The organism is Leekyejoonella antrihumi (genome assembly GCF_007845645.1).
GTDB classification, from domain to species: Bacteria; Actinomycetota; Actinomycetes; order Actinomycetales; family Dermatophilaceae; genus Leekyejoonella; species Leekyejoonella antrihumi.
On sequence record NZ_VCQV01000024.1, the window covers coordinates 16,941 to 38,659 of the forward strand.

At 68.4% G+C, this 21,719-nt stretch carries 19 protein-coding genes; 3 read left to right on the top strand and 16 right to left on the bottom strand.

Annotation, left to right across the window (positions count from 1 at the left end):
- Positions 1 to 8: 8 nt before the first annotated feature.
- The 12 genes from coaBC to FGL98_RS15935 all read right to left on the bottom strand — a co-directional run bounded on the left by coaBC (position 9) and on the right by FGL98_RS15935 (position 10,376).
- Positions 9 to 1,247: a bifunctional phosphopantothenoylcysteine decarboxylase/phosphopantothenate--cysteine ligase CoaBC gene (coaBC, locus tag FGL98_RS15890; protein ID WP_146318211.1), complete on the bottom strand. Its 1,239-nt coding sequence runs from the start codon at positions 1,245 to 1,247 to the stop codon at positions 9 to 11.
- 9 nt (positions 1,248 to 1,256) lie between these two features.
- Positions 1,257 to 1,520, bottom strand: a complete 264-nt coding sequence (rpoZ, locus tag FGL98_RS15895) for a DNA-directed RNA polymerase subunit omega (RefSeq protein WP_146318213.1) — start codon at positions 1,518 to 1,520, stop codon at positions 1,257 to 1,259.
- A 69-nt stretch (positions 1,521 to 1,589) separates the two neighbouring features.
- Positions 1,590 to 2,156, bottom strand: a complete 567-nt coding sequence (gene gmk / locus FGL98_RS15900; RefSeq protein WP_146318215.1) for a guanylate kinase — start codon at positions 2,154 to 2,156, stop codon at positions 1,590 to 1,592.
- Positions 2,157 to 2,159: 3 nt separating this feature from the next.
- Complete coding sequence (gene mihF / locus FGL98_RS15905) at positions 2,160 to 2,477, bottom strand: integration host factor, actinobacterial type (RefSeq protein WP_146318217.1); 318 nt, start codon at positions 2,475 to 2,477, stop codon at positions 2,160 to 2,162.
- Between the two features lie 410 nt (positions 2,478 to 2,887).
- A complete protein-coding gene (locus FGL98_RS15910; protein ID WP_146318219.1) occupies positions 2,888 to 4,357 on the bottom strand; it encodes an MFS transporter in 1,470 nt (489 codons plus the stop codon).
- Between the two features lie 157 nt (positions 4,358 to 4,514).
- Complete coding sequence (locus FGL98_RS15915) at positions 4,515 to 4,955, bottom strand: DUF6278 family protein (RefSeq protein WP_146318221.1); 441 nt, start codon at positions 4,953 to 4,955, stop codon at positions 4,515 to 4,517.
- Positions 4,948 to 5,562, bottom strand: coding sequence for an HXXEE domain-containing protein (locus FGL98_RS15920; RefSeq protein WP_146318223.1), 615 nt, complete (start codon positions 5,560 to 5,562; stop codon positions 4,948 to 4,950). Before FGL98_RS15920 ends, FGL98_RS15915 begins: the two co-directional genes overlap by 8 nt.
- Positions 5,563 to 5,707: 145 nt before the next feature.
- Positions 5,708 to 6,046, bottom strand: coding sequence for a VOC family protein (locus FGL98_RS15925; RefSeq protein ID WP_146318225.1), 339 nt, complete (start codon positions 6,044 to 6,046; stop codon positions 5,708 to 5,710).
- Between the two features lie 112 nt (positions 6,047 to 6,158).
- The gene (locus FGL98_RS15930; RefSeq protein WP_186526203.1) at positions 6,159 to 6,488 is read right to left on the bottom strand and encodes a methyltransferase family protein; all 330 of its coding nucleotides are present in this window, start codon (positions 6,486 to 6,488) and stop codon (positions 6,159 to 6,161) included.
- Between the two features lie 734 nt (positions 6,489 to 7,222).
- Complete coding sequence (locus tag FGL98_RS26750; RefSeq protein ID WP_281289185.1) at positions 7,223 to 7,354, bottom strand: hypothetical protein; 132 nt, start codon at positions 7,352 to 7,354, stop codon at positions 7,223 to 7,225.
- A complete protein-coding gene (locus FGL98_RS25480; RefSeq protein WP_186526204.1) occupies positions 7,354 to 7,497 on the bottom strand; it encodes a hypothetical protein in 144 nt (47 codons plus the stop codon). Before FGL98_RS25480 ends, FGL98_RS26750 begins: the two co-directional genes overlap by 1 nt.
- Complete coding sequence (locus FGL98_RS15935) at positions 7,497 to 10,376, bottom strand: aminotransferase class V-fold PLP-dependent enzyme (protein WP_146318236.1); 2,880 nt, start codon at positions 10,374 to 10,376, stop codon at positions 7,497 to 7,499. Before FGL98_RS15935 ends, FGL98_RS25480 begins: the two co-directional genes overlap by 1 nt.
- A 708-nt stretch (positions 10,377 to 11,084) precedes the next feature.
- Between FGL98_RS15935 and FGL98_RS15940 the strand changes: the two genes are divergently transcribed.
- The 3 genes from FGL98_RS15940 to FGL98_RS15950 all read left to right on the top strand — a co-directional run bounded on the left by FGL98_RS15940 (position 11,085) and on the right by FGL98_RS15950 (position 14,964).
- A complete protein-coding gene (locus FGL98_RS15940) occupies positions 11,085 to 14,174 on the top strand; it encodes an FtsX-like permease family protein (protein WP_186526205.1) in 3,090 nt (1,029 codons plus the stop codon).
- A 201-nt stretch (positions 14,175 to 14,375) separates the two neighbouring features.
- A complete protein-coding gene (locus tag FGL98_RS15945) occupies positions 14,376 to 14,597 on the top strand; it encodes a hypothetical protein (RefSeq protein ID WP_146318240.1) in 222 nt (73 codons plus the stop codon).
- Positions 14,598 to 14,739: 142 nt separating this feature from the next.
- The gene (locus FGL98_RS15950) at positions 14,740 to 14,964 is read left to right on the top strand and encodes a hypothetical protein (RefSeq protein WP_146318242.1); all 225 of its coding nucleotides are present in this window, start codon (positions 14,740 to 14,742) and stop codon (positions 14,962 to 14,964) included.
- 865 nt (positions 14,965 to 15,829) lie between these two features.
- Here FGL98_RS15950 and FGL98_RS15955 read toward each other — a convergent pair.
- The 4 genes from FGL98_RS15955 to carA form a co-directional block, all read right to left on the bottom strand.
- Positions 15,830 to 16,207: a VOC family protein gene (locus tag FGL98_RS15955; RefSeq protein ID WP_146318244.1), complete on the bottom strand. Its 378-nt coding sequence runs from the start codon at positions 16,205 to 16,207 to the stop codon at positions 15,830 to 15,832.
- 80 nt (positions 16,208 to 16,287) lie between these two features.
- The gene (gene pyrF / locus FGL98_RS15960; protein ID WP_146318246.1) at positions 16,288 to 17,142 is read right to left on the bottom strand and encodes an orotidine-5'-phosphate decarboxylase; all 855 of its coding nucleotides are present in this window, start codon (positions 17,140 to 17,142) and stop codon (positions 16,288 to 16,290) included.
- 5 nt (positions 17,143 to 17,147) lie between these two features.
- Entirely contained in the window at positions 17,148 to 20,468 is a 3,321-nt protein-coding gene (carB, locus tag FGL98_RS15965; RefSeq protein WP_146318248.1) for a carbamoyl-phosphate synthase large subunit, read from the bottom strand.
- Entirely contained in the window at positions 20,468 to 21,616 is a 1,149-nt protein-coding gene (gene carA, locus FGL98_RS15970) for a glutamine-hydrolyzing carbamoyl-phosphate synthase small subunit (RefSeq protein WP_146318250.1), read from the bottom strand. Before carA ends, carB begins: the two co-directional genes overlap by 1 nt.
- Positions 21,617 to 21,719: the final 103 nt, after the last annotated feature.

A 21,719-nucleotide genomic window follows, 5' to 3' on the forward strand; every position in this document is an offset into this window, starting at 1 on the left:
GCCGGAGTCTAAACGGTGTCGAGCAGCTCTCGCACGGCATCCCACACCGCGGCGGCCACGACCCGCTTGCTTTCGGGCCCGACGGTCGTGACCTCGTCGGTGCCTCGGCGGAGCAGGTGCACGGTGCTCTCGTCCTGGCCGAAGGTCTTGTGCACGCCCACCTCGTTGACGACCTGCAGGTCACTGCCCTTGCGGGCGAACTTGGCTCGAGCGTGGTCCATCACGGACCCGTTCGCGTCACCGGTCTCGGCGGCGAAGCTCACGATGATCGGCGCCCGGGCGCCGTCCCGGGCGGCGACCAGACCCGCGACAATGTCCGGGTTCTGCACCAGCTCGAGCGTCAGACCGGCATCGCCCGACTTCTTCAGCTTGCTGCCCAGTGCGTGCGCCGGCCGGAAGTCGGCGGGGGCGGCGGCCATCACCACCACGTCCGCGTCCACGGCAGACTTGCGCACGGCCGCCTCAAGCTCCAGGGTCGTCTCGACCCGCACCTGGTCCACGCCGGCGGGCACCGGCAGCGTCACGTTCGCGGTGACCAGCACGACCTGGGCGCCACGCTCGGCGGCCACCTGCGCGAGGGCGATGCCCTGCTTGCCGGACGACCGGTTGCCGATGAACCGGACCGGGTCCAGCGGTTCGTGGGTGCCTCCGGCGCTGACGACGACGCGGCGCCCGGCGAGGCTGGTGGCCTCACCTGCCTGCGAAGGGTGCCCGGACCCGGCGTCGGCCAGCAGGTCCTCACAGAGCGCCGCGATCTCGGCGGGCTCCGGCAGCCGTCCCGGACCCGAGTCTGCACCGGTCAGACGCCCCGACGCGGGGTCGATCACGTGGACGCCGTGCGACCGCAGCGTCGCCACATTGGCCACCGTCGCCGGGTGCAACCACATCTCGGTGTGCATCGCGGGCGCCAGCACCACCGGGCAGCGGGCGGTGAGCAGAGTCGTGGTCAGCAGGTCGTCGGCCATGCCGTGCGCGGCCTTGCTGAGCAGATCGGCGGTCGCGGGGGCCACGACGACCAGGTCTGCCTCCTGCCCGAGGCGCACGTGCGGCACCTCGTGCACGCGCGTCCACACGTCGGTGGACACGGGCTTGCCCGACAGGGCCGCCCAGGTCGCCTCACCGACGAAGTGCAGTGCCGACGCCGTCGGCACCACCGTCACGTCGTGGCCCGCCTCGGAGAAGTGGCGCAGCAGCGAGCACGCCTTGTAGGCGGCGATGCCGCCACCCACCCCGAGGACGATCCGCATACGCGCTGCTTAGGCCTCGACCTGCTCGATGCTCAGCAGACCCTCGTTCAGCTCACGCAGCGCAACGGACAGCGGCTTGTCGTTGACCTGGCTGTCGACCAGCGGTCCGACGTACTCCAGCAGGCCCTCCGACAGCTGCGAGTAGTAGGCGTTGATCTGACGAGCCCGCTTGGCGCCGTAGATGACCAGCGCGTACTTGGAGTCGGCGACCTTCAGCAGGTCGTCGATGGGCGGGTCGGTGATGCCCTCGGGGGCGGCCTTGGTACCAGACACGAAGAACTCTCGTTTCGTTGGTTGATGCGATGTCATTTCCGGTCGACGCCGAGCAAGTCGCGACGTCGGTCAGGGCGCAGCAGACACGTGCTGCTGCATCAAGTGTACGAGTTCTTGCGACGCACGACGAACGTCGTCGTTCACAATGGTCACATCGAACTCCTCCTGGGCCGCCAGCTCACGCCGTGCAGTGGCCAGTCGGACCTCCCGCTCCTCCGGCGTTTCGGTGCCCCGGCCGACCAGCCGGCGCACCAGTTCATCCCAGCTGGGCGGGGTCAAGAAGACGAAGAACGCGTCCGGCATCCGCTGCCTGACCTGACGGGCACCCTGGAGGTCGATCTCCAGCAGCGGCAGCCGGCCCTGGGCACGGGCCTCGAGCAGTGGACGTCGTGGGGTCCCGTAGCTCTCTCGGCCATGCACCACGGCATACTCCAGCAGCTCCCCCTCCGCAGCCAGCCGGTCGAACTCGGCCTGGTCCACGAAGTGGTAGTGCACGCCCTCGACCTCACCGGGGCGCGGCGTCCTGGTCGTGACGGACACCGACAGCCACACCTCCGGGAAGTGCTTCCTGATGTATGCCGCCACGGTCCCCTTGCCCACGGCCGTGGGCCCTGCCAGTACGAAGAGCTGTGTCATGACCTACGCCTGCTCGAAACGCTCCAGCAGGGCCCGCGCCTGATTGGTGCCCAGACCGCGGACCCGGCGGGTCTCGGCGATGCCGATCTCCTCCATGATCTGGCGCGCCCGCACGCGTCCCACTCCCGGCATCGACTCCAGCAGCGCGGACACCTTCATCTTGCCGATGATCTCGTTGTCCTTGCCCGCATCGATCACGTCGCCCAGCGACCCTTGGGCATACTTCAGCCGGTTCTTCACGGCAGCCCGCTCACGACGGGCGACTGCGGCCTTCTCCAGTGCGTCGGCGCGTTGCTCTGGGGTCAGCTGGGGTAGGGCCACGAATTCTCTCCTGGACGGGTGCGGCGGATGGGTGCTGCGCGGTGATCGGGCTGTATCTCTACCTCGGAACCTAGCGAGTCGCACCGGGCTTCGGCAACGGTGGGTCCCCACAACCGCGTTCGATCGGTGACCGCTGTCAGCCCGGGCATCGTCGCTCGCTGCGACCATAGCGGGATGCGAGACCTTCTGCTGACCGGCGCCCGCGTCTGGGTTTCCCCGGACCACCCACCCCGGGCCGACCGGAGGTGCTGGTCCGTTCCGGTCGGATCGCCGCCCGTCAACCAGATCGTAATTCTCGGCCCTTCCACCCCGTTTTCAGGCGAAAGACTGCGATCGCGACGACACGCAGGCCGAGGAACGGCGAACGTCACGAGCCGGCTGCCCGACGGTTGAGCGGCCCGGCAGCCGGATCAACCGGCGGCCGACGTTACCCGTTCACGCACGCACGCGAACAGCACTACGGACACCGCCATCACGCCGGCGGCCGTGAACACTCCGGGAGCCCAGCTGCCCGTCGAGTCCCGCAGGACCCCGCTCACCACCGGACTCGCCACGGCTCCGGCCTCGGCGATCAGGTTGAAGATGCCGAACGCGGATCCGCGCTCGCTCGCAGGGACGAGGTTGCCGGTGATGTCGTGGATGATTGGCTGCAAGGCGTTGAAGAAGAGGCCCGAGGAGAAGAGGATCAGCCCGAGCAGAAGCATCGAGGGCTTGCCACCGACGATGCTGAGGCCGAAGGCGCACGCGAGGATGGTGTGCACCAGTGCGCAGGTCACGGCGAGCGGCTTGCGCCCCTTGCCCTGACGCGCCCGACGGTCCGCGATCCATCCGCCGAGCGGGAAGCCGATGATCCCGGCGCCGGCGTTGAACGAGGCGGTCAGGCCGGCGGCGATGAGGCTGCTGTGCGCGGTCTCCTTGACGATCTCCACCGACCAGAAGCTGAAGAACCACAGGTTCCACATGACGGCGATGAACCCGACGTAGATGAGCCACATGTTGCCGTTGAGCAGGGTCTTCGCACGGCCGGACCGGGCCACGTCGCGCACCACCACCAGGATGACCACCAGGGCCAGCACCCCGACCGCGCACGCGGTCAACCAGTCGCTCCAGCTCAGTTTGTCCGCCAGCACGAACAGGCCGACGATCACGACCGCGGTCGGTAGTGAGTAGAGCGCGAGTCGCAGCACGGGTGGCCCCAGACGCAGCCGTCCGTCACCGTTCTTGGTGAAGAAGACATAGGTCGCCAGGGCGACCAGCAGGGAGCCGACACCCAGCACCCACAGTGGAACCCGCCAGGCGCCCCCGCCCAGACCCAGGTGGCCGCCCCAGTCGATCAGGTACGGCGTGGCGAGGATCCCGATGGTCAGCCCGACGGACAGCCCGGAGAGCACCACCCCAAGTCCGAGCGTCCTGCGCGCCGACGGCGTGTGGTTCATGATCATGGTGCGGTCGTTGGAGTAGAACGTGCCCTCACCGAGGCCGGTCAGCACACGCGCGGCGACGAATGCGACGAGTCCGGCCGCCATTCCGGAGACCAGGGTCATGACCCCGGCCCAGAGCAGCGAGAGCACCAACATCTCGCGGTGGCCGTACCGATCGCCGAGTCGTCCCCCGGCATACTGCGTGAGCATGTAGCCGGCGAAGAACATCGACCCGACAAGACCGCCCAGCGTGGCGGGGTTGGTCGCGTCCCCGATGAAGCCGGCCTTCTCGCTGATCATCCAGGCGATGACGGGACCGGTAACCGTCCGGTCGGCATAGCTGATGAGCCAGCCGAACAGCAGGAACACCCACAGGGTGGTGTGCTTTCCGTGGAACACGGACAACCGGCCTGCGGGCTCCTGCTCGCGCAGCGAGACCTGGTCTGAAACGGCGTTCATGCGGAGGTCCTCTCAGGATGGAAAGCGCTTTCCGCGCCGCGGAGAGACTCCCATGTCCGACGTAGCCGCGTCAAGAGCGACAAGCCGAGACGTGGACGCAGTGAAGGCACGGTCCACCCGGGCCTGGTTGCAGTGGCAGGTGAGCCGCTGGGATCGCCTACAGCGAGTCCGTGTAGATCGAGGCGAGGGTCCCGTGATGCGACGCTATTCGACGGGCGGCCCGGGCCATGACGTCAACGTCACGGCCGGATGGCTGGCGCACGACGGGGTGGCCGTTGGGCCATGCTCGCCAGGCGGCACCGGGGACGTTCGTGACGATCACGGTGCCGAGGTAGCCGCCGACCTCGTGGCCCAGGCGCGGGCCGATGTCGGGTTCGGCGCTCCATACGTCAACCCGTTCGTCGAGACCGGCCAGGCTGCCAGGAGTGTCGTCCAAGACGACGCCGTGGTCTCTCGCCCATGCCCGCAGCGCCTCGCAGCGGCCCATCAGGTCGAAAAGCTGAGCCGAATCGACGTTGCCCGAGGGCCCGAATACGGCCATTCCGCGGGCGGCTCCGTGCTGTGGCCCGGGCAACCATGACCGCCACGAGCTAGGCACGACGCGGGTCTGACCGGGTGATCGGCGTCCCACCGGCCGAGCGACGCATAAGCACCTTCAGCGGGAGCGGCAGGGCGGTCAGACTCAAGCCCGCGACCACCGCTGCCGCGTTGGCTCGAGGGGTCAGTCGTCCTGAGCGCCGGATCCACCGCACGCCGGCCACGGCGTGCGGCCCCATCAGCAATGCGGCGGTTGCGACACCTGGGTTGTAGCTCCTCTTGCGCAGCGCCAAACCCGTATGAAACGCAGCGTTGCCGACCTCCAGCCACAGCACTGCGGCCGCCGGCGCAGGAGTCCTTCGCCAGAGCATCGCGGCGGCGACGGCACTGATCCAGCCCATGCTGACATTGATGTGGAAGGCGGCACGCTCGGTCAGCGGCCAGTCCGGCCGGGCGCTACCGAGCACATGCTGGTTGACAAACGGAAGGAAACCGCCAGGGCGCACCCATTCTTCCGTTTGATGGGCGAGCAGGATCGGCAGCGCCAAGCCCGCCGTCCATCCCCCATCCTCATTCATCCAGCGGCGGGCCGCGACCGCGGCCGACCAGGTGGGCAACACGCCCCCTGCCGCGACCCAGGGCCAACGGCCATAGGTATTTGTGGGCACCCGCCGATTCTAGCCGTCCGAGCGGCGACCAGGTCCGGATCCACCAGCGGATCGTCGACCGCGATTGTCGGTGTCGCGCAGGTGGCGGAGTCATCGGGTCAGCGGTCGAGAGGATCCGGTCAGCGCCTCGGCCGCCGCATCTAGCTCAGGGCTCGACGCAGAACTCATTCCCGTCGGGGTCTGCCATGACCACCAGGTCTTCGTCATCGCGAACGACCGTCGCACCGAGCCGCTGAAGCCGCTCGACCTCCGACCCGAGGTCGCCCACTGCGCGCAGATCGAAGTGCTGTCGATTCTTGGCCGATTTGGCCTCGGGCACGCGTTGAAACCACAAGCAAGGGCCGCCCCAGCCCGGCGGTTCAACCCACGCTCGATCGGAGGTACCGTCCTCATCGACGTTCGAGCCAAGCGCTGAAGCCCAGAACGCCGCCGCCTCCAGCGCGTCGCGGCAGTCGAACGTCACCGATTTCACAAAGCTCACCATGTACGCGAGGCTAACGGCCTACGGAGAGGACTTGGCCTCGACGGCGTCGGAGCAGCGGGCCCTGACCGCCGGCCACCGCCTGTCGATGGCGTTACGGTGACCCTGGAGACGGCTACCAGATCAATGGGACCAGCTTCTTCGTGCGCTGGCCGTAGGCGGTGTAGCCCGGCAGCTCCCGGCGAAGTTGCTCCTCGGCGATGATGCGTCGTTGGTAGGCCTGGCCCAACAGCGCCGTGATCACGGCGACCGCAGGCACATTGCGCGAGGCCAGGGCAAATCCGGTCCAGATCAACAGCGACCCGGTGTACCCGGGGTGGCGCACCCACTGCCAGGGCCCGATGGTGATGACCCGCTGTTCGGCGTCGGCGCGCAGGGTGCGCGTGAAGAACCCCCTGAGCGTGCGCATCGACCAGACGCGCAACGCGGGCCGGCTTGTAGGCACAGCCCGATCGGTCCTGCCGCTCGGTGCAGCTGCGGGCACCGACAGTCGACGAAGTAGCAGCGGCAGGTCCGAGGCCAGGGCGTAGGCGACGATGATTCCGCATGTGGTGCCCTGGTCGTCGCCAGAGGCGGCTGGGCTCGATGCGTCGCCGGGTATTCGGCTAAGCACCTCGAGGGCCAGGAAGCCCCGCGACGCCCCCGGACCCGGCGAGAAAACGTCCAGTATCAGCCCGCGAACGCCGACCGTGCGGACGGTATGACGCTATGGCCAAGGGTAGAGCATGCACCAGACCTCAACCTTCTGCAGAGCGATCGCCTTCCGGACACGGTCAGGTCGTAGGTGCACCGGATAGAGCACCCCCCTGCGGGACACATCGCTTCGTCCGCTGCTCGACATCACAGATTCTGGATCTAGGTCCCGGCGAGGCAAGGCTCCTCGCCGAGGACGCACGGGTGATCACTGAACGCCTTGGCGCGCAACCGCTGCTCCGCCGCGTCGAGACGATCGTCACCCCGAGTGCGGCCGCCCGCTGACCGCACTCGGGTCGCTGCGGTCAGCGGGCGGCCGCTAACCGTGTGTGCGCTTGGACTCGCGTGGCAGGAGATCGACCTGGAGGGGAGTCTCCTTCGCGAGCGCTAACACCTCGAAGGCGTGCTTGAAAAGTGCTTCGCTCGGCGTGACGCCCTGTATCGCCAGGTCGAGTTGTGGAAGTATGCCCACTGCTGCAGCCCGCTCTAGCCCGCGCCGATGATCGCAATGCGCAGATCCTCGGGCCGGCGGTGGTAGCGGCGCTGCCGCACATGCAACCGCCGCGCGCCGACGTGGGCGAGCATGACCAGGGTGAGCCCGAGAAAGACGGCGTACATCAGCGCATGCACAGGGCCACCAGCACCCAGCCGACCGGTGCCCACCAGGCGCGTCGCTCGGTCGGCGTGCCCAGCTGTGAGTACGGAACCACCTGCGGCAGAAGGTGCCACGAGTGCACCGACGCGCGCTGCTGCTGGGACATCAGCCAACCTGCCGTTCTGGCACGAGAAACCACCGGTTCTGCTCGGCACGCTCGGATAGTCCATCGACCCGCTGACCGAAGCTGAAGCCGCCGCGCTTGGCGAGCAGCTCACGGGCCTCTTCAAGCTGCGCCGTCAGAACGTGCTCGCCGGCCCGCCTATGGTGGTCCGGCCAGTGCAGCGTCCCCGAGGCGTCATAGTGCAGGTCCGACAGCCGCAACGGCGGCTCGACCGGGCCGCTGCGGTAGCGCCATAAGCCGCTGCGAGCGTCCATCTCGTAGTCCGGCAGAAGCTTCCACCCCTCGCGGGCCATGAGCGTGATGGCGTCGATCACATAGTCGCAGACCGCGGTCGAGACAAACCAGTTGAGATTGACGCGGGTCCAGCCGGGCCGCAGCCCGAAGCAGCCGTTCGCGGCCTCCTCGTCGAGCAAGCTCCCGAACTCGGGCGTGAGGTTCAGCAACCGGTGACCGTACGGCCCGGCGCAGGAGCAGCCGCCGCGACTTTGGATTCCGAACAGATCATTGAGGACGGCCACGACGAAGTTGTAGTGCAGCTGCTTCTGCTCGCCGCTGGGCCGGATGAGGAACGACACGATCGAAAGTCGCGCACGGCTGCGGTCACCGAGCACCGTGAGCTCCGGAACCTTGTCGAACGCGGTCAGCACCCGTCGCAGGAAGAACTCCTCTCGGGTGTGGATGAGCTCGGTACCAACCGCCTTCTTGAGCCCGAACACCAGCCCGGCCCGGATCGAACCCACGATGAACGGCGTACCGCCCTCCTCGCGTACTTCGGGCTCGTCGTCGTATCGGGTGGTCTGCTCATCGACAAAGATCACCGTCCCGCCACCTGGCACGACGGGCACAGTGTTTCGAAACAGATCCCGACGCGCTACCAGCACCCCAGGGGTGCCGGGCCCGCCGATGAACTTGTGCGGCGAGAGAAACACCGCGTCCTTGTAGACGAGCCCGGAGTCGGCTCCGTCAACGGACGGGTTCATGTCGATGTCGAGGTACGGGCCGCCGGCGGCATAGTCCCAGAACGACAGCGCGCCGTGCCGATGCAGCAGCGCAGCGACCGCACAGGTGTCGGTGATGATGCCGGTGACATTGGACGCGGCCGAGAAGCTACCGATTTTCAACGGCCGGTCGGCGTGCTCCACCAGCGCGCGCTCGAGCGCCGCGAGGTCGACGCCGCCATGCGCATCCTCCGGGATGACGACGACATCGGCGATCGACTCGCGCCACTGCAGGTCGTTGGAGTGATGCTCATACGGACCGATGAACACCACAGGTCGCTCGTGCGGCGCAATCATGGCAGTGAAACCGTGCCGCGCGTCCAGGTCGTGAGGGATCCGCAGGTTCAGCACCCCCACGAGATGGTCGATGGCCGCAGTGCTGCCCGAGCCGCAGAACACCACCGCGGTGCTCTCGTCCCCGCCTACACAACGTCTGATGATCTCTCGGGCGTCCTCGCGCAGTCGCATCGTCGCGCGCCCGGTTCCCGAGGTCTCCGAGTGTGTGTTGGCGTAGCGCGGCAGAACCTCCTTGCGCAGGAAATCCTCTATGAAGTCCAGAGAACGTCCCGATGCCGTCCAGTCGGCATAGATCATCCGACGTGGCCCGTAGGGCGTGTCCATGACCTCGTCATCGCCGATCACCCCGGCGCGGATCCGTTCCAACAGGGCACTGCTCGGTGGTTCGGCCATGTCTTGCTGCCCCGTCGGCACCGCCCACGCCAGCGGCGCCGCTTCGTCGCCAGCAAGTTCTCCGAGCAGGCTGGACTCGAACTCGGGCGGCGGTAGGACGCGCACGAAGCGTTCGGTGCCGAGCATCTCCTGCAGCACTTCGAGGGGAAATGCCGCCACGTCAAATGGGTACTGGCTGCGGTGGGCGGCAATAGCGCGCACCTTGTCCTGGATGTGCGTGCGCACGTCGACCACCGTCGTGGACGGGTCGCGCTCGGCCGCTGTTTCCGCGATCACGGTCGACGTCGTGGCACCGCGAGGATCGAACGCGGTGTGCGACCGGCCGGACAGCACCAGACAGGTCACGTTCTCCTCGGCCACGACGTTCGCCGTGCGGCGGCCACTCCACACCAGACCGAGCTCGCCGAAGAACTCGCCAGGCCCCATGGTGCGCAACACCTGCAGCCGCCCATCGTGCAGTTGCGTGGCCCGAACCCGCCCGGACAGGATGAGGTAAAGGCTCTCGCCGACCTCGCCCTGCTCAACGATGTAGGTGCCGGCCGGGTACCACGCCGTGCGCAACTCGTCGCGCACCAAATGCAAAGTGGACGACCCCTCGGCGAGCAGACACAGGCCGTACGCGAACGAGACGTCGCCGTAGAAGCGTTCCCCGAACCCGCTGAGCCAGCGGGCCAGCCGCTCCGCCAACACCATCGGCTTTGACGGGAAGCAGGAATGGTAGAGCCGCTGCGGCGCGTACGCCCTCTCCTCCCCCACCAGCCGACGGACGACCTCGGTGGTGACCGAGCTGATCGTCTCATGGTCGGGATGGCCGTAGCCGCCGTCGGCGCCGAACGTGACCACCACGTGCGGCCGCAGCCGGCGGATCTCCGCGTCCACCTCGGCGGCGAGAACACCGTCATCGAGGCCGACCAACGTCCCATCGCGGTGGTCAAGCAGCCGCACACCCGCAACGCCCAGTTCGGCTGCGGCCCGTCGCAACTCGGCCTCACGGACCGCGGGCAGCGTGTCGCGGGTCGCCACCGCCGCGTCCCTGATCTGCCCCGCCTCACCCCGGGTGGCCACCAGCAGCGACACCGACACCCCTCGTGCCGCCATCCCGGCGAAAGTGCCGCCAGCACAGAACACCTCGTCGTCGGGATGTGCAAACACGCCAAGAACGCGTCGGGTCATGGGAACCTCCAACCGAGGCTAGCAGGCGGTCCTCGGCGTGGGAAGGTCATTCTCGCGTTCACTCACCAAAGACGGCGGCGCGGGCGGGAGCGGCCCGGACGGGAGGTCGTCGACGACGTCGAAGCATCGGTGGCCAGACTCGTGGCAGCAGCGGCCATCGTCCGCGAGCCGGTGGCGGCCGCAACGCTCGTCAGGCACCGCGTGAACGCATCCGGCCAGACCGTGGAGCACCGGTTCCGATCGACCACTGCCTGCACAGGCGACACCACTGGCCAGATCCGTCGTGCGCGGGTCGCCGTTACCAGCCGAACCAGCTCGGGGTCGCGGGCCCCAAGCGGCCGTGCAGTCCGCGCCGGCGCGAGCGTCACCTCGCCGACCGGGGACTATCGCAAGTTTCGAATTTCGGGCACTCCCTCCGATCAGAATAGTCGGTTCGTGGATGTGTCTGTGTCGCTCTGGTGTATCGGTGGGGTAACGCTGTGGTCGAGTGGCCGGTGCCGGGGAGCTGCAGCGGTACTGTCGGGTCCGTGAATCGCGAGTTCGTGGGCTGGTAGGCGAGCGATGCTGTGATCGCCGGGCAGTTGGGGCCCGTGAACGGTATGCCCACGAGCTCTCTCTTCTTCTGAGCATGTAACGGGGGTTTTGATGCTGCGGGCGTTGAGGTACCGGTGGGTGCAGGGTGTCGCGCTTGGGCTGTTGGCTGCGTTGGTGACTGGGTGTGCGGTGTTCGCGCCGTGGTATGACCGGGCGTTGCAGCAGTCGATGGTGCGGACTGCGCTGTCGCGGGCGGCGGTGGATGTGTCGGGGGTCCGGGTGATGACGCAGACCCCGGAGAGTAGGGACGCGCAGCCCGTGACGACGTCGCGACTGGTGGGCTCGGTGCCCCAGTCGATTCGGCAGTATTTCGGCTCCCCGGTGCAGAGCTCATCGGTGCAGGTGGGCACGCACCCGGTGACCGCGGGCTCTCGGATCGGGCAGTTGGTGTGGCGCTCGGGGATGTGCCGGCAGCTGCTGTTCACGGCCGGGCGGTGCCCGGCCTCCAAGAATGACATCGCGATCAGCGCGCAGGACGCGAAACTGTTTGGCTGGCAGGTGGGCTCGACCATCCCGGTGGCAGAGGTGTTCTCCTCGGTGAAGCCGGCCGTGGCGCCGCATCGCACGTTGCGGGTGGTCGGGATCTACCGTCCGGACTCGATGCGCAGTGCCTACTGGTTCGGCAGCGGCCCGACGGGGTATGCAGGGACGTCTCATCCGTTGCCCGGGCAGGATTCCGGCGGGGGCGCGACGAGCCACGACTGGTGGTTCAGCCCTGCGACAACGTTTGCGGGCAAGCGTGCCTGGACCGGGCACGCCGGCCCTGGCACGTCGTGGATGGGGGTCGTCAATGAGATCGACCTACCGATGGCAGCGGGTCGAGTCGGTGTCGACCAGCTGTTGAGCCTGGCGCCTCGGGTTCAGGCGTATGCGAACAAGCCGCCGACCATCTCGTACACGATCGGGTGGACGCCGACGATCACACCGGGCGCGATCGTGTCCACCGGGATCGGTGACCTGGCCGCGCGGGCGAGGCACGGGCGGGAGCAGGCGAACGCGTTGGTGCCGTTGTTCATGGTGCAGCTGGCGCTGCTGGCCGCGCTGACGTTGTGGTTGGTGCTGGGCGCGGCGATGGAGTCGCGCCGCCCGGAGGTCGCGCTGGCACGGCTGCGCGGGTTCAGCCGGCGGCGCGCCCGCCGGATGCTGCTGGCCGAGGTGGGGCCGGTGGTCGGGCTGGGCGGGGTCGCTGGGGTGGCCGGGGCGGCCCTGTTGACGTGGGCGGCCGAGCACACCTGGCTGGCGGCCGGGACGCCGTTCGAGGTCCGGTGGCCGGTGTGGGCCACGGCGGGTGCGGTGGTGGTCGGGCTCACCGGGATGGCGTGGGTCAGGGCCCGGTCCACCGCACGCGCGGATCCCGCGCAGCTGTTGCGGCGGGTGCCTCCGCGCCGGGCCGGGTGGGCCATCGGGGCGGGCGACCTGCTGGTGATCGTGCTGGCCGGCGCTGCGTTCGTCGCGGCCGCGATCGGATCGCTGACCGGGATCGCCGGGATGGCGGCGCCGACCCTGCTGGCCTTGACGGCGGGCCTGCTGCTGGCCCACCTCCTGGGCCCGGGCACCGCGCGGCTGGGCCGGTGGATGTTGCGCCGCGGGGGCATCAGTGGCGGGCTCGCGCTGCTGCAGACCGGGCGCCGACCCAGCACCCGAAAAGTCATCGCCACCATCACCGTCGCGACCGCGCTGCTCGTCTTCGCCGGCGACGCGGTCCTGGTCGGGGCCCGTAACCGTGGCGCCCGCGCCGAGGCCGAGACCGGCGCGGCAGCCGTCAGCACGATCAACAGCCCCGACGTCGGATCCGTTCAGGCCGCCGTGCACCAGGCCGACCCGACCGGACGAGCGGCGACCACCATCGCAATGGTCTCCTCCCCCGGACAGCAGGGCACGACCACGGTGGCAGTCGACCCGGCCGCGTTCGCCCGGATCGGCCAGTTCCCCGGCCTGGACGTGGCCGGCATCCCCTGGGACAAGCTGGCACCCAAGGACCGCGCCATCCAGGTCACCGGCACCACCATGACCGTGCGCGCCACGTCCGCGAAACTGACGACCACCGGCCGCAGCACGTCGCTGGTGCCGGTGCAGCTGCGCGCGATCATTGTCGACTCCCACTCACAGCAGCAAGAGATCGCGCTGGGCGCCCTGCCCGTCGCGGGCTCGGCCCCGCACACGCTCAGCGCCCCGATCGGCTGCGCGAACGGGTGCCTGCTGACCGGGTTCGACTTCTACGCGCCAGGCGGGGTAACCGCCCCCCTGACCGGGAGGGTCACCCTGCGGGCCATGTCCGTCTCGGGTCACCCCCTGACCCTCGGCGAGGCGGGCGCGTGGCGCAACACCACCGCTGCCACCAACGGGTCGACGACCGTCTCGGACGCTGCCGGTGGTGGGCTGGTGATCGGGTTCCGGCAGTCCGGGACCTCCGACGTCACCCTGGGCAGCACGTCGGTGCCCAGCACGTTCCCGGCGCTGGTCGCCGGGCCCTTACCCGCCGGCTCGCAGGGCAACCACTTCCAGGCGCCGGGCCTGGATGGCCTGCTGCAGCGCATGACCCGGGTGGGTTCCCTCCCGTTCGTGCCCGGCGCGCCGCCGGACAGCAGCCTGGTCAATATCGCCAGCCTGCAACGGCTCGGCGCCCTACCGGCCAGCACGATCCAGGTGCAGGTCTGGTACGCCCGCGACAACCCCACCCTGATCGGTAAGGTCACCGCGGCGTTGGAAAGGGAAGGGATCGCGGCCCCGTCGACGACCACCACCGGGGCAGCACTGCACCGGTACGACCAGACCGCGACCACCTGGGCGCTGCAGCTGGGGGTCGTGGTCGGCGCGGTCGCCGCGATCATCGCCGCGCTGACGCTGCTGATCGCGGTCACCACCACCTGGCGGCTGCGGTCTCGTGACTACGCCGCGCTGCGGATGACCGGCCTGTCCTCACGCCGCCTGAGACTCATCTCGATCGGTGAGCAGCTCCCGGTAGTCGTCCTGTCCGTGCTCCTGGGCGTCGCCTGCGGCGTGGTCGGCGCCCAGGTCGCGATGCCCAAGATTCCCCTGTTCGATACCCCACCAGACATTCCCATCATCAACTACGGTGCCGCCTGGGCGGCCGTCGCCGCTGCCGGGATCGGGGCCCTGATCGTGCTCGGCGCGGTGGGCTGGGTCAGTGGGCGATGGGTCGCCCGGCGGGCCCGGCTGACCCGGCTACGGGAAGCGGTATGACCAGCCGAGCACCCCACCAGTCACGGCCCGACAGGGGTTGGCGATCTCGACGCGGCGGCCGGAGAGATGATCGCACTCTCGGCGCGATGTCCCGCCTACTTGTTTGAGCTCCGCGAGCAACCAGTGGCTCGCGGAGAATGTCGGCACGGTCCGGGCCACCCGAAGAGCTCGAGGTGTCTAGAATGTTCCCCGAGGTGCCACGTGCCAACAACAAGCTTCGATGATCCGCCAGAGTACGACGTCGGTGACCGAGTCATCGCGGCGAACGCGATCGGGCCCGTGTGGAATCGACGCGTCGCTCGCGGAACTGGCGGCATCGTCATCGCTCGCACCGCAGAACGACTCATCGCCGTCCGCTTCCACAACGGCGCCGTCGAACACGTGCACCCCAACGAGCTACGACCTGACACCGCCGGCTGCTGAGGGCACCCGGCGCGGCGCAGGAATTCTCGGCGCGCGAGACAACGGTAACGACTGCGTGACAGTGCGCCTCGGTCGAGTCCCGGCCGTGGCCCCAGCGGGTAAGTTCACCGGTGATGGTGGTGAACGAGGGCAGGGGGCCCGCATGGAACCGGTCGGACTGGCAGTACTGTCGGTGCGCGAACTCATCGCGCAGCTGTCCGAGGTGGAGGACGATCTGCGACGATCGCGCCGTGGCGCCGCCGAAGATCCGGAGCCTGCGCTGGCCGACCTGGTGCACCGCGAGCAGGTGATTGTCCACGAGCTACGCCGCCGGGCACGGTCCCGCCAGCTCGGATCCCACCCGCGCCGGGCGAGTCCGCCACGGTAAACAGCCAACCCATTGACGCGAAGGTCGGCGGCATGCCCGACGCACCTTGCGTCCACACATCGATCGACTCTCCGTCGCCGGTGGCCATTCGAACAGCGCCGCTCCGAGCCCGCGGTTGCTGTTGCTCTTGCTGTTGCTGTTTGCCCTCGCTCGCGCGACACTTGGTTTTGAACGTGCAGGAGGTGAGCCGGGATGCGACGTTCACGATCTGGCGCCTTCGCGGCACTGGGGCTTGCACTGCTGGTGCTCACCTCCTGTGCCACGCCAACCGAAGGTCCGGGCGGCTCGGCTACGTCGCGGGTGTCGGCCCTGGGCACTGATCGGGCGTCGACTGCGACCGCTGCACATGCAGGCTCGGAGCCCGTGGACCGTCCCCTGACCCACACTCAGATCGCACAAGCACGGCGGGAATTGATGCTTGTTGCCACGCAGTCGAACCCGTCGTCCGGGGCGGCCGATGGCTCTCGCGCAACAGGAAGGTGGCCATCGAACATCACCTCGGGCAGCGCGTTCGGGACCGATCGAGGGACCGCGAACGCGGCAATGGGAGAACCGGGCGCAGCGCCGGCGTCGGAGGACGCGCGCGTGGTGGTCTGCGCCGAAGCACACGGACAGTTCTCAACCGCGAGCCAGTCGCACCCACAGGGAGCCCGCGCACGGGTCTTCTCCTATGCGATTGCATGTTTTGACGGATCCAGTGGAGATCTTCTCGACTGGGGATTAAACAATCACGCAGTGACAGGCGATTTCGAGAACCGGGTCTCCCTCGACGTTACGACCCCAATTGCGAGTGTCGTGGGTTGACGACTTGGGGGCACTTCGACGACTCGGGTTCGGGCGACCACTGGAACACATTGTGCCGGTCCTACTGTCTCGACAGGCGGCGCCGGAGGAGGCAGAACTCGTTGCCCTCCGGGTCGGCAAGGACGTGCCATGACTCCTCGCCCGTCTGGCCGACGTCGGCCGGGCGGGCGCCCAGGGCCAGCAAACGGTCCAGCTCGGCGTCTTGGCCGCGGTCCACCGGGTTCAGGTCGAGGTGTAGTCGCAAGGGTGCGGTCTTCTTCTCGACCACGAGCGCGAACACGATGGTCGGTGCCGGACCGCCGAATCCCGACTCTGGGCCGATCTCGATGTCGTTGCCGTCGCGACCCAGCTCGACGTAGCCGAGCACTTCGCACCAGAACCGGGACAGCATTTCGGGGTTGTGGCAGTTGAGCACCAGTTCGGAGAGGTGACAGCTCATGTGTCGAATCTAGACAACAACCGGTCTGGCCGGCTCATGGACCATCGAGGTCCGTGCTCGGCATAATCGGGATCGCGCCATCAGGGCCGTAGGCCGGCGACATCCTCCTGCGCCTGCAACACTGCGTCGCGCAGTCGGCGCACGCTGGGCCCGGCGCTCAGCACCGCCCGCGAAGTTGTCGGCAGCACCTGCCCGACGGCATCACCGAACGTTCGGCGGATCGACTCTGCGGTGGCTCCTTGGGCGCCCATCCCGGGTGCCAGCACCGGGGCACGCGAGGCCACCAACGGCTCGATCAGGCGCAGGTGGTGCAGCGCATCGCCGACCGTCGCCCCGATGACGACTCCGAAGCTGCCCCACCGGGCATCGCCTCCCTCGTCGGCGTTGAGCCCGCCCACGCTCTCGATGACGGCACCGGCGATCGACTGCCGCTCGGCCTGGGCATGCTGCAGCGAACGGGCCTCGGGGTTCGACGTCAGGCTCAGCACGAACACGCCCCGCCCGTGCTGCGCAGCGAGGTCGTAGGCCGGTCGCAGGCTCTCGAACCCGAGGTAGGGGCTCAGCGTGACCGCGTCGGCCGCCAGCGGCGAGCAGTCGCCGAGGTAGGCCGTGGCGTACGCCTGCATGGTCGACCCGATGTCGCCGCGCTTGACGTCCAGCAGGCTGAGCGTGCCCTCCTCCTTGAGCGCGGCGAGGGTGTCCTCCAACACCTCGACGCCATCTGAGCCGAACCGCTCGAAGAACGCCGACTGCGGCTTGACGACCGCCACGTTTCCGGAGAACGCCTCGACCGCCGCCTCCGCGAACGCCCGCAGTCCGCGGATGTCGTCGCACAGATCCCAGGAGCGCAGCAGTTCAGGATGCGGGTCGATGCCCACGCACAGCGGCCCGTGCCGGTCGACCGCCTCCTGCAGGCGCACTCCGAAGGGCGCCATGACACTCATCCCTGCTTCCCGTCGCCGCGCCGATAGATATCCAGCTCGCGGGCATGCACCTGCAGCGACTTGACCTTGAAGGCGCCGTTCAGCTGGGCCTCGATGCCCTGCACCGCTGCACCCAGTTGCTGGGCGGTGGTGATGATCGGGCGGTCCATGCTCGTTGTTGCCGCGCGGATGGCGTATCCGTCGGCGCGGGAGCCCTGCGTGGACGGCGTGTTGATCACCATTGCCACGTCTCCGGCGAGGATGCGATCGACAATGGTGGGCTCGCCGCTGGGACCACGCCCCTCACTGTGCTTGCGTACGACCTGCGACGGGATCCCGTTGCGGCGCAATACATCCGCCGTGCCAGGCGTAGCGAGCAGTGTGAACCCGAGGTCGACCAGGCGCTTCATCGGGAAGATCATCGCGCGCTTGTCGCGATTGGCCACGGAGACGAAGATCATGCCTTCCCGCGGCAGTCCGGTGATCGAGCCGAGCTGGCTCTTGGCGAAGGCCGCACCGAAGTCGTCATCGATGCCCATGACCTCGCCCGTGGAACGCATCTCCGGCCCCAACAGGCTGTCGACCGCGAGCCCTTCGGCGGTGAGGAACCGCTTGAAGGGCAGCACCGCCTCCTTGACCGCGATCGGTCCGCCGACGCGTGGCGCAGCCCCGTCACCCTCCGGCGGGAGCAGCCCCTCGGCTCGCAGCTGCGCAATCGAGGCGCCCAGCATCACGCGTGCCGCGGCCTTGGCCAGGGGCACACCGGTGGACTTGGCGACGAACGGAACCGTCCGGCTGGCCCGTGGATTCGCCTCCAGCACATAGAGAATGTCCTGTGCCAGTGCGAACTGGACGTTGATCAGACCACGCACTCCAACGCCTTCCGCCAGGCTGCGCGTGGACTCTCGGACCCGCTCGATCTCCTCCTGGCCCAGGGTGACCGGGGGCAGGGTGCACGCCGAGTCGCCGGAGTGGATGCCGGCCTCCTCGATGTGCTCCATGATGCCGCCGATGTACATCTCGGTGCCGTCGAAGAGCGCGTCCACATCGATCTCGATCGCGTCGTCCAGGAAACGGTCGACGAGGACCGGGTGCTCGCTGTCGGTCTTCGTGGCCCGGGTGACGTACTCCGCGAGGGTCTCATCGTCATACACGATCTCCATGCCGCGCCCACCGAGCACGTACGAAGGCCGCACCAGCACCGGATAGCCGATCTCTCGAGCGACCGCGACCGCCTCATCGGCGCTGTATGCCGTGCCATGCCGTGGCGCCGGCAGGTCCGCCTCGGCGAGCACCCGCCCGAAGGCGCCTCGGTCCTCAGCAAGGTCGATCGCCTCCGGGGTGGTCCCCACGATCGGCACGCCCTCGTCCTTGAGCGCCTTCGCGAGACCCAGCGGTGTCTGCCCGCCGAGCTGCACGATGACACCGGCCAGCGGGCCGGCCTGGCGCTCGACGTGCACGACCTCCAGCACATCCTCCAGGGTCAGCGGCTCGAAGTAGAGCCGGCTGGAGGTGTCGTAGTCGGTCGAGACCGTCTCCGGGTTGCAGTTGACCATGATGGTGTCGAAGCCCGCGTCGCGCAGGGCGAACGAGGCGTGCACGCACGAGTAGTCGAACTCGACACCCTGCCCGATCCGGTTCGGCCCGGAGCCCAGGATGATGACGGCCGGCCGCTCGCGGGTCTGGACCTCGTTCTCCTGGTCGTAGGTCGAGTAGTAGTAGGGCGTCTGCGCCGCGAACTCGGCGGCGCAGGTGTCGACGGTCTTGTAGACCGGGCGCACGCCCAGCGCGTGCCGGACACCGCGCACCACGGCCTCGGCGGTGCCGGTGATCTGGCTGATCTGACCGTCCGAGAAGCCATGCCGCTTGGCCAGGCGGAGCAGCTGCGGGGTGAGCTGCGGCGCCTCCCCCAGCCGCTCGGCGACCCGGTTGATGAGCTCGATCTGGTCGAGGAACCACGGGTCGATCTTCGTCGCGTCGTGCACCTCTTCGACGCTGAGGCCGGCACGAAGGGCCTGCTGCACCAGGATGATCCGACCGTCGGTCGGCTTCTTGGCCGTCTCCAGCAGCGCGCGTGCCATCTCAAGGGAGGGCTTGTCGTCCACCCGCCAGTGGAACGACGACCCGCTGCGCTCCATCGACCGAAGGGCCTTCTGCAGGGCCTCGGTGAAGTTGCGCCCGATCGACATCGCCTCGCCGACCGACTTCATCGTCGTGGTCAGCGTGGGATCGGCGGCCGGGAACTTCTCGAAGGCGAACCGCGGCACCTTGACGACGACGTAGTCGAGGCTCGGTTCGAAGCTTGCGGGGGTCTCGCGGGTGATGTCGTTCGGCACCTCGTCCAGGGTGTACCCGATTGCCATCTTGGCGGCGATCTTCGCGATGGGGAACCCGGTCGCCTTCGACGCAAGGGCGCTGGAGCGGGAGACCCGCGGGTTCATCTCGATGACGATCACCCGGCCGTCCTCCGGGTTGACGGCGAACTGGATGTTGCAGCCGCCGGTTTCGACGCCGACCTCACGAATGACCGCTATGCCGATGTCCCGCAGGTTCTGGTATTCGCGGTCGGTGAGGGTGAGCGCGGGTGCGACGGTAATCGAGTCACCGGTGTGCACTCCCATGGGGTCCAGGTTCTCGATGGAGCAGACGACCACCACGTTGTCCGCGTGGTCCCGCATGATCTCCAGCTCGTACTCCTTCCAGCCCATGATGGACTCTTCGAGGAGCACCTCCGTGGTCGGGCTCGCCTGCAGCCCTGCCCCGGCCATCAGACGCAGGTCCTTCTCGTCATACGCGAAGCCGGACCCGAGCCCACCCATGGTGAAGGACGGTCGCACCACCATCGGGTAGCCGAGCTTCTCTGCGGCCGCGAGGCAGTCCTCCATGGTGTGACAGATGACGGATTCCGCCGACTCGGCGCCGCATCGCTGCACGACACCCTTGAAACGCTCGCGATCCTCCCCGAGCTGGATCGCCTCGACGCTCGCGCCGATCAGCGGGCAGTCGTATTTCTCCAGGACACCGGCGTCGTGCAACGCGATGGCGGCGTTGAGGGCGGTCTGACCACCAAGGGTCGCCAGCACGGCATCCGGGCGCTCCTTGGCGATGATCGACTCGACGACCTCCGGGGTGATCGGCTCGATGTAGGTCGCGTCCGCGAACTCCGGGTCGGTCATGATCGTGGCCGGGTTGGAGTTGACGAGGATGACGCGCAGACCCTCGTCACGCAGCACCCGGCACGCCTGTGTGCCGGAGTAGTCGAACTCGCAGGCCTGGCCGATCACGATCGGCCCTGACCCGATGACCAGGACGCTCTTGATGTCCTCTCTGCGCGGCATCAGTGCTGTCCCTTCTTAGCGTTCATCAGTTCGACAAATCGGTCGAAAAGGTATGCGGCGTCGTGCGGTCCGGCGGCCGCCTCCGGGTGGTACTGCACCGAGAAAGCCGGGATGTCCAGGCACTCCAGGCCCTCGACCACATCGTCGTTCAGGCACACGTGCGAGACGCGGACCCGTCCGAGACTGTCACCGGCGGGCGCCTCGGACTCGCCGTCCAGCGGTGCGTCGACGGCAAACCCGTGGTTGTGTGCGGTGACCTCCACCTTGTGGGTGGTGCGGTCCATCACCGGCTGATTGATCCCTCGGTGGCCGTACTTCAGCTTGTACGTGCCGAATCCCAGCGCGCGTCCGAGCAGCTGGTTGCCGAAACAGATGCCGAAGAACGGGATCCGCGCATCGAGCACCTGCCGCAGCACGTTGATCTGGGGCGCCGCCTGTGGGTCACCGGGGCCGTTGGAGAAGAACACCCCATCCGGATGCACTGCGGTGATCTCTTCGAAGGTCGCACCGGCCGGCAGGACGTGGACCTCGATCCCGCGCTCCGCCAACCGGTGCGGTGTCATCGCCTTGATACCGAGATCCACGGCCGCGACGGTGAGCACCTTGGTGCCGACGGCCGGGACGACATAGGCCTGGGTGGTCGACACCTGGGACGCCAGCTCCGCGCCGCCCATGTCATCGACGGCCTGCACGCTGGCGAGGTGGTCGCCGGCCGCTGCCGCCTCGCCGGAGAAGATGCCGACCCGCATCGCTCCCCGCTCGCGCAGGTGCCGCGTCAGGGCGCGGGTGTCGATGCCGCAGATGCCGACAACGCCCTGCTCCTGCAGGTCGTCCTCGAGTGTGCGGACCGAGCGCCAGTTCGATGGGCGCAGCGCCGGGTCGCGCACGACATACCCCGCGACCCAGATCTTGGCGGACTCCGAGTCCTCATCGTTCACACCGGTGTTGCCCACGTGCGGGGCCGTCATGACAACGACCTGCCGGTGATAGCTCGGGTCGGTCAGCGTCTCCTGATACCCGGTCATGCCGGTGGAGAAGACCGCCTCGCCATAGGCCGTGCCCACGGCGCCGTAGGCCTCCCCCGAGTAGGTCGTGCCGTCCTCGAGGACCAGCACCGCCGGCGCCCGGTCCGTCCATGGATCCGTCACGCTCGCAGTAGTCCTGGGGCCCTCGCGAAGTACCGAACTGGGGGCACCTCCCGCTGGCACACTGTCTCCAGTCAGCGGGGGAGGTACGAGAGAGGACTTCGTG

Excerpts from the sequence above, each read along its gene's own strand:
- FGL98_RS25480 (WP_186526204.1), bottom strand. The coding sequence starts at position 7,497 with ATGTCCCAGCAGCAGCGCGCGTCGGTGCACTCGTGGCACCTTCTGCCG.
- carB (WP_146318248.1), bottom strand. The coding sequence starts at position 20,468 with ATGCCGCGCAGAGAGGACATCAAGAGCGTCCTGGTCATCGGGTCAGGG.
- FGL98_RS15910 (WP_146318219.1), bottom strand. The coding sequence starts at position 4,357 with ATGAACGCCGTTTCAGACCAGGTCTCGCTGCGCGAGCAGGAGCCCGCA.
- gmk (WP_146318215.1), bottom strand. The coding sequence starts at position 2,156 with ATGACACAGCTCTTCGTACTGGCAGGGCCCACGGCCGTGGGCAAGGGG.
- FGL98_RS26750 (WP_281289185.1), bottom strand. The coding sequence starts at position 7,354 with ATGTACGCCGTCTTTCTCGGGCTCACCCTGGTCATGCTCGCCCACGTC.
- FGL98_RS15925 (WP_146318225.1), bottom strand. The coding sequence starts at position 6,046 with ATGGTGAGCTTTGTGAAATCGGTGACGTTCGACTGCCGCGACGCGCTG.
- FGL98_RS15950 (WP_146318242.1), top strand. The coding sequence starts at position 14,740 with ATGGAACCGGTCGGACTGGCAGTACTGTCGGTGCGCGAACTCATCGCG.
- FGL98_RS15955 (WP_146318244.1), bottom strand. The coding sequence starts at position 16,207 with ATGAGCTGTCACCTCTCCGAACTGGTGCTCAACTGCCACAACCCCGAA.
- coaBC (WP_146318211.1), bottom strand. The coding sequence starts at position 1,247 with ATGCGGATCGTCCTCGGGGTGGGTGGCGGCATCGCCGCCTACAAGGCG.
- FGL98_RS15935 (WP_146318236.1), bottom strand. The coding sequence starts at position 10,376 with ATGACCCGACGCGTTCTTGGCGTGTTTGCACATCCCGACGACGAGGTG.
- pyrF (WP_146318246.1), bottom strand. The coding sequence starts at position 17,142 with ATGGCGCCCTTCGGAGTGCGCCTGCAGGAGGCGGTCGACCGGCACGGG.